Below are 7,745 nucleotides of genomic sequence, written 5' to 3' on the forward strand. Positions count from 1 at the left end.
GGCAGCGGCATTTGCGGTCGCCTTCTTTTTGGTTACTTTTTCTTGGCGAAGCAAGAAAAAGTGACCGGCTGCCGGGCCGCCCCCGGCAAGCATCAACGGAGTACATACCCTTTCAATTACCAACTTAACGTTGCAGTTGCAGTTAACCTACCCATTCAATAACCACCAACCCAAATCCATCACCCAACCACCTCAAGCACATATCCAACACGCGGAAAATGCACATGCACAACCCCAGCCCGCGCATCCAAGCGCCGCAAGCTAAAGTGCGAAGAACTAGCCGCAACCAACTCCCCCTCAGAGACTTCCGGCCCAAAACTCTCCGCCCGAACACTCACCCGAGCCCCCAAAGCAATCCCATGCTCATCCAAAAACCCATGATCAACAAAAGGCCCACTCCCAATAGCTAACGGCTGCGCATCCGCCGCAACCGCCACCGCATCAGCAGAAAACATCGGCATAACCTCCCCATGCCCCAACACCCCCATCCTTTCCATCCAACTCAGCAGAACCGGAAAGCCACCCAACATCTCCGCCACAACAGGCGTGAATTGCCGACTAAACCACAGCCCGTGATACACAGAAAAATCAGCAATACACGGCTGCTGCCCCAACAAAAAAGGCTGCCCGTTAAGCATCGATACCAGCCGATCAAAATACAATCGACAAGCCGCCGCTGCATCCGGCGCACGCAGCCTGAGCATTGCGCCCTTCATCGCATCGCGGTCTGCGCCAAAAAGGGAAGTCGTCTCCACCGGCGCACCAAAAAACATCAGCGCCGTATCTCGGGGTGGTGCCAACACACTCCAAAACAACGTGCTATCAGCCCACTGCGCAACAGTACGCGCCAACCCCGCACAGGCAATCGGATACAGCAACGGCTCCGGATGCAGCCGTTCAATCACATCGCAAATAAGCGCACTGTCGCAATAAATGTCAGCGCCAATTTGGAGGATAGGGGTTTTGCGATAACCACCAGTAAGCGCAACGACGTCCGGCTTGGGCATGACACCGGGGACAATCACCGACCGCCAGGCTAATTTTTTGTATCCCATCACCAGTCGAATTTTTTCTGAAAACGGAGAAATCAAAAAGTGATGCAGAATCAGATCAGCCATATTTTTACCTCTGTAAAAAATTTAATGCATGCCGAGATATGCAGCACGCACTTTAGGATCGTGCATCAGATCAACACCCCGTCCACGATGCGTGATGCTCCCGGTTTCCAATACATAGGCGGTATCCGCAATTGCCAACGCCTGATTCGCCATTTGTTCTACCAATAAAATTGTCAATCCATCGGTACGCAAACTACAGATCGTCGCAAAAATTTCCTTGATGATCAGCGGCGCGAGGCCTAGCGATGGTTCATCGAGCAACAGCAACCTGGGGCGGCTCATCAGTGCACGGGTTATCGCCAGCATCTGCTGCTCGCCGCCCGACAACGTGCCGGCGAGTTGATGCTGACGTGTGCCCAGTATCGGAAAAAGTTCAAACGATCGCACCATATCGCGGGCGATGCCAACCGGGTCGCGGCGGCGCAAATACGCTCCTAAGATCAGGTTGTCGCGCACACTCTGGTCTGGAAAAATACCGCGTCCTTCTGGCGAAAGTGCAATCCCCAGTCCTGCGCGGCGATGTGCTGGCAAGCGGGTGATGTCGCTATCCATAAAACGAATCGTACCGGCGGTCGGTATTTCCCAACCGGCAATGCTTTTGAGCAAAGAGCTTTTGCCAGCGCCATTGGCACCGATAATCGCCACGACTGCACCGGAGGGGATTTCCAGCGAAATCGACCGTAGCGCCGAGATCGATCCGTAACCGACATCAACGCCGTTAAGAATTAACATACGCACGACTCCTCTGCGATGGAAACAACTTCGGCAGGTGCGCCAAGATACGAAGCGATCACGCGGGCATCTGCCCGAATAAAAGCGGGCGAACCTTCGGCAATCTTGACGCCGTGGTCGAGGACGATCACGTGATCGGAAATCCTCATCACCAGATCCATGTGATGCTCGACCATCACGATGGTGATACCGAGTGCAGCGATGCGCACAATCAGGTCGCCCAGTTCGGCGCTTTCTTGCGGATTCAGACCAGCGGCTGGTTCATCGAGCAATAGCAACACCGGATCGGTTGCCAGCGCACGCGCTAACTCAACCCGTCGTTGCAAGCCGTAAGCCAGACTGGCAGCAGGTCGCCCGGCCAAATGCGACAGTCCGATAAAAGCCAGAATCGATCCCGCACGCGCACGTGCTTGCCGCTCCTGGGCTTGCGCCGATGGCAATCCCAACAATGAACTGATGAAACCGTTCCCCATCCGACAGTGACGACCTATGAGGATATTGTCCAATACCGGCAAGGCCCCGAACAAGCGCAGATTTTGAAATGTGCGTGCAATCCCATTGCGGCAAATCGCATGGCTGGCGAGCTGACCCATCTCCTTGCCCAGAAAAGCGATGCGTCCAGAGCTGGCCGGAATGACGCCGCTGAGCAGATTAATCATGGTCGTTTTGCCTGCGCCGTTAGGACCGATCAGGGCATGGATTTTTCCCGGTCGCAACGTCAACGAGACGTCTTGCACAGGATGGATACCGCCAAATGATTTACACAGGTTTTGTACTTCAAGGAACGCGACGTTGCTATCCGGTAACGCCAGTTGCGGCAGCGACGCATGTGCGGCAAGCGTCACTTCAGTCAGTCGAGGACTGAAGATGCGCATCAAACTCCCCACAACACCCGCAACACCATCAGGCATCACATACAGCGCAAACAACAGCAACGCGCCATAACCGAAATGCTGAAGCGACGGCCATTGCGCCAGCCAGGCGTCAATCAGGGTCAGTAATACCGCGCCGATCAATGGCCCGGACAACGAACCCGCGCCACCCAGCATGACCAGCAACAAAATAAAAATCGACAAATTAAAATTGATGTAATCGGAATTAATGTACTGCCCATGCTGCGCCACCAAAGCCCCAGCTATTCCACAGCACACGCCAGCGATGACAAAGGCCAGCACCTTATAGCGATACACATGCACGCCAGCGCAAGCAGCGGCGATATCATCGGTCTGAATCGCCAGCCAGGCCCGGCCAAAGCGCCCGGTGAGCAAATTACGTAATAGCAGATGCGTGATCAGGCCCAGCGCCAACACGACCCAGACCCATTGCAATCCGGATAGCGGCACGCCCGATAACGTCAGCGCTTTGACGCCATAGATGCCCTGCGCACCGCCAAACACCTCGGTCCATCCCGAGACCAGTTTTTCTACCACAATGCCAAACGCCAGCGTCACCATCGCCAGATAGGGACCACGCACGCGCAGCGACGGCCATGCAATGAGCGCTCCACACAAGCCGGCCAACACCGCGGCACCGAGCAACGCACAAACCGGATGCCAATCGAAACGGGTGCTGAGAATCGCCGCCCCATACGCACCGGCGGCAAACAAGCCAGCCTGTCCCAACGACTTCTGTCCGGCAAATCCGACCAAGACATTCATCCCGGCGGCGCAGAGAAAATACACGCCCATCATGAACAACAAGCCCAACTGGTAATCGTTCTTCGCCAGCGCCGCCAGCAACGCAATGAGCGCGGCAATGACCAAAGGACCAAGGACCCCGCGCATCAGACTTTTTCCACCGGGCGCACACCCATCAAGCCATACGGCCGACAAGCCAACACCAGAATGACCAGCAAAAACACCACCACCTCACGCCATTGCGCTTGCCATAAATTGACCATCGACTCGACCAGTCCGAGGGCGAAGCCGCCCACTACGCAACCGCGTGGATTGGACAGGCCGCCGATAATGGCCGCAGAAAAACCTTTCAGCCCTATCGTCAGACCGATAAACAATGATGCCGAAGTGATCGGTGCAATCAGAAAGCCGCCCACACCGGCCAGCGCCGAGCTCACCACATAGGCCCCCACCATCATCGCCCCGGCGTTAATCCCCATCGCCCCCGCCACGCGCGGATCATGGGCCACGGCGCGCATCGCCTTGCCGGTCATGGTGCTGCGCATCACCCAATCGAACACCAACATGATCAAGACGCTGACGCCCAAGATCAACATTTCCTGCGGTCGAATCCCGATCCCGAACAGGTGTAATACCTGGTCGCCCAGAGGCGATGGCACGAATACCTGTGACGGCCCCCACAACGCCAGACCGCCACTGGTCAGAATGATGCCAAAACCGATCGTACTCATCACCCAGGACATCCCGCTGCCACCAGAAAACGGTCGCACCGCCAGCACATACAGCAACGCCCCGACAGCGCCCACCACCAGAATCACCGCAATCGCAGAAAAAATCTGCTGCCAGACCACCAGCGGTAAATCAGCTAGCGAAGAGTTGAGCGGCTTGCCGGTCAGCAACCATAACGCCGAGAGACCGACAAAAGCGCCAAAGGAAATGAAGTCCCCCTCGGCAAAATTGAGCGTCTTCGTCGTCGTGAAGGTAATACTGAAACTCAAGGCGAACAACGCATACGCGCCCCCGACGGCAAGGCCGCTGATGATTGCCTGGATCACTGTGGTGAGCATGGTGAACAGACCTTTCTGAAACGGATGACAGAGTTCGTATTAGGAAGTATTGACATATAAATTTGGTGAAGCACTCTTAAACCCGTTCGGACTGAGTAGGCACAAAGTGCCGTATCGAAGATGCACTGACGTATGTAACTACTTCGATACGCCCTTACGGGCTACTCAGTACGAACGGGTTTTCATACATTCAAATATCAACACTCAAAATTATTTTTTGTAATCAACTGCGACCAATGACTTGATCACCGGATCGGTATACGCCACCAACTTGCCATCGCGCCATTTGACCCAGCGGTAATCGTTGGAACTAAGCGCTTCGCGCAGCGTGGCCGAAAACGGTGTGGCGTAGGTTTTCATGACGCCATCGACATTGCCCTGCAAACTCTCTAACGCAACGCGCAGCTTCACGCCGTCAGTGCTATTGGCTTGCCTGATCGCAGCGCTTAGAAGGAGTACTGCGTCATAGGCGTGACCGGCGATGCCAAACGGACTCGACGGCATTTTTGGTGCAATCCGCTCGTACAATTTTTGCTGACGCGCGGTGCGCTCGTCGGTCAATGTTTGCAAGAAGATCGGCCCTGCACCAGCCTTGCCTGCGATCTCATAAAACGACGGTTGCTGAATGCCCCAGGACATCAGCGTGGTTGGCATATAGCTGATTTTTTCCATGCTGCGCATCAACTGCGCGGACGGTACGGCTTGCGCCCAGACCACCAGCGTATCAACCCCGGCGGCCTTGCATTTACTCAGTTGCGAAGTCATGTCCGTGTCGGCGACGGCAAATTTCTCATTGCAGCCGGGTTCGATTTGCTGCAACTTGCCGATCTCTTCGATATCCTTCAAACCGCCCTGACCGAAGCCGGTGGTCTCAACTAAATAGCCGATCTTCTTGCTGCTCGGATTTTTCTTCGCATACGCCATGAGCGCAGCAATCGAATCACGGTCCACCATCGAGACCCGGAACATGTAATTGTCAGCGCCCGGACTCATCGGATAGGTGATCGCCGTAGCTGAGCCAATGGCGCCGATGACCGGGATTTTTTTCTGATTCGCAATATGCTTCCAGGCCAGTGCATTACCTGAATTGGTAGGGCCAATAACGGCCACGACTTTCTCGGCATCGATCAACTCTGACATGTTTTGAATCGACTTTTGCGGCTGCGACAGATCGTCACGCGTCACCAGACTGAGCTTGCGCCCGAGCACGCCACCGGCGGCATTGATGTCTTCAATAGCGGCTTCGATTCCGAAGACGGCGGCCTTTCCGCTCAAGGCCGAGGGCGAGGCGGAGAGATCGCCGTTAAAGCCAATCTTGATATCTTCGGCATGCGCCGCCGATACGGTGGCAAATAACATTGCCAGAGCTAGTGTGTGCTTATGTGCGTGTGTGTGTATCTTCATTTTTTTGTCTCCTGCTGTGGATGGTGCAGATGTCGCAGTGGTCTGCGATCTATTTGCGCTTTTTAACGGTACTCATTGTTCAACTTAAGGCGTGGCGCTCAACTGAAATCCTTCATAACCATTGGCAGCAACCTCATCACACTTACGCCGATAAGGCACAACGCCACCGACATAAGGCATAAACACACGCGGCTTGCCGGGCACATTTGCCCCGACATACCAGGAGTTAGCAAGCGGAAATAAGGTTTTGTCAGCCACCGCATTGACATGCTCAACCCACAAATCTTCTGCTGCGTTATTCGCCTCTATCGTCTGCAATACACGCTCGCGCATCCATGCCAGACAGGCAGCGATCCACTCGACATGCTGCTCGATGGCAAAAATCATATTTGCCAATACCGATGGGCTGCCCGGTCCGGTGATGGTGAACAGATTCGGAAAACCGGCCATCATCAAGCCGAGATACGTGCGCGGTCCGGCTTCCCATTTGTTGGCAAGCGTCTGGCCTGCGCGTCCGGTGATATTGATCTTCAGCAGCGCGCCAGTCATCGCGTCGTAACCCGTGGCGAAGACGATGCTATCGAGCGCGTAATGCGCATCCGTCGTCTGCAAACCGGTGGCGGTAATGGTCGTGATGGGGGCTGTGCGCAGATCGACTAAGGTGACGTTGTCACGGTTAAAGGTGCTGTAATAATCGGAGTCCACGCAAATCCGCTTGGCCCCGATCGGATAACCGGTTGGTGTAAGCAAGGCCGCAACAGCAGGATCTTCCACGATGTCGCTGATCTGGCTGCGCACAAAATTGGCGGCGCTATCGTTGGACTTGATATCGAGCATCAGGTCTGAGAACGAATGCATGAAATTAACGCCGCCCGATTTCCAGCGCCGGGTAAATTCACTACGTTGCTGCTCGGGACTGACTTCATGCGCCTTGTGCGGACTCTTTTCGTACAAGGTCCCGGAGCTGGTATCTTCACGCGCCTGCTGCCGCAAGTTGGCGTAGTTGTCTTTCCAGCGCCGTTGATCCTGCTCGGTCAGCGGCGCATTGCGTGCCGGGACACTAAAGTTGGCGGTACGCTGGAAAGCGAACAGTTCGCCAGCCTGCTGCGCAATGACCGGAATACTTTGTATGCCCGACGATCCGGTCCCGATTACACCGACGCGCTGGCCGCTGAAATCCACCGCTTCGTGCGGCCAGTTGCCGGTGTGATAGATCTGCCCCTGAAAGTCGTCGATACCGGCAATATCAGGCATGCGGGTTGACGACAGACAGCCAGTGGCCATGATGCAGAAGCGGGCCGATAAGGCTGCTCCGTTATCAGTACAAATATCCCACCACCCTTTTTGGTCGTTGTAAGTCGCGCTGATAACGCTGGTCTCAAACGTGATATCGCGGCGCAAATCAAAGCGCTCGGCCACGTGCTCGGCATAGGCCAGAATCTCTGGCTGGGCAGCAAAGCGTTCGCTCCATTGGTATTCTTGTTGCAGGGCTTCGGAGAATGAATACGAATATTGCATACTCTCGACATCGCAACGCGCGCCGGGATAGCGGTTCCAATACCAGACGCCGCCGACATCGCGGCCTTTCTCGAACCCTTGCGTGGTCAGCCCCAACTGGCGCAAACGGTACAGCATATACATCCCGGCAAACCCGGCACCGATGACGACGGCATCGACGCTCGGCTGACCCTTCTCTATTCCACTTTTGATCGACTCTTTGGTCGACTCATTAGTATCTGGCATTGCGTCTCCTCCACCATCAAACTTATTGCGTCATCACAAACGAT

6 protein-coding genes are annotated in these 7,745 nt (G+C 55.2%); all 6 read right to left on the reverse strand.

The window, feature by feature from the left end:
* Positions 1-179: 179 nt before the first annotated feature.
* Positions 180-1,118 carry a glutathione S-transferase family protein gene (locus ACVBEF_RS19540; RefSeq protein ID WP_447125587.1) on the reverse strand — a complete coding sequence of 313 codons (939 nt, stop codon included), beginning with the start codon at positions 1,116-1,118 and terminating at the stop codon, positions 180-182.
* A gap of 21 nt (positions 1,119-1,139) precedes the next feature.
* A complete protein-coding gene (locus ACVBEF_RS19545) occupies positions 1,140-1,850 on the reverse strand; it encodes an ABC transporter ATP-binding protein (protein WP_447125588.1) in 711 nt (236 codons plus the stop codon).
* Entirely contained in the window at positions 1,844-3,634 is a 1,791-nt protein-coding gene (locus tag ACVBEF_RS19550; RefSeq protein WP_447125589.1) for a branched-chain amino acid ABC transporter ATP-binding protein/permease, read from the reverse strand. Before ACVBEF_RS19550 ends, ACVBEF_RS19545 begins: the two co-directional genes overlap by 7 nt.
* Positions 3,634-4,554: a branched-chain amino acid ABC transporter permease gene (locus ACVBEF_RS19555; RefSeq protein ID WP_447125590.1), complete on the reverse strand. Its 921-nt coding sequence runs from the start codon at positions 4,552-4,554 to the stop codon at positions 3,634-3,636. The genes ACVBEF_RS19550 and ACVBEF_RS19555 overlap by 1 nt, the downstream gene beginning before the upstream one ends.
* Before the next feature lie 210 nt (positions 4,555-4,764).
* Positions 4,765-5,958, reverse strand: a complete 1,194-nt coding sequence (locus tag ACVBEF_RS19560; RefSeq protein ID WP_447125591.1) for an ABC transporter substrate-binding protein — start codon at positions 5,956-5,958, stop codon at positions 4,765-4,767.
* Positions 5,959-6,042: 84 nt separating this feature from the next.
* Positions 6,043-7,701 (reverse strand): flavin-containing monooxygenase, encoded by a 1,659-nt coding sequence (locus ACVBEF_RS19565; RefSeq protein WP_447125592.1) that lies wholly within the window; start codon positions 7,699-7,701, stop codon positions 6,043-6,045.
* Between the last annotated feature and the right edge of the window lie 44 nt (positions 7,702-7,745).

Source organism: Glaciimonas sp. GG7 (genome assembly GCF_052976905.1).

What these genes read in the sequence shown, in the direction of transcription:
- ACVBEF_RS19540 (WP_447125587.1), bottom strand. Translation starts at nt 1,118, where the DNA reads ATGGCTGATCTGATTCTGCATCACTTTTTGATTTCTCCGTTTTCAGAA.
- ACVBEF_RS19565 (WP_447125592.1), bottom strand. Translation starts at nt 7,701, where the DNA reads ATGCCAGATACTAATGAGTCGACCAAAGAGTCGATCAAAAGTGGAATA.
- ACVBEF_RS19545 (WP_447125588.1), bottom strand. Translation starts at nt 1,850, where the DNA reads ATGTTAATTCTTAACGGCGTTGATGTCGGTTACGGATCGATCTCGGCG.
- ACVBEF_RS19550 (WP_447125589.1), bottom strand. Translation starts at nt 3,634, where the DNA reads ATGCGCGGGGTCCTTGGTCCTTTGGTCATTGCCGCGCTCATTGCGTTG.
- ACVBEF_RS19555 (WP_447125590.1), bottom strand. Translation starts at nt 4,554, where the DNA reads ATGCTCACCACAGTGATCCAGGCAATCATCAGCGGCCTTGCCGTCGGG.
- ACVBEF_RS19560 (WP_447125591.1), bottom strand. Translation starts at nt 5,958, where the DNA reads ATGAAGATACACACACACGCACATAAGCACACACTAGCTCTGGCAATG.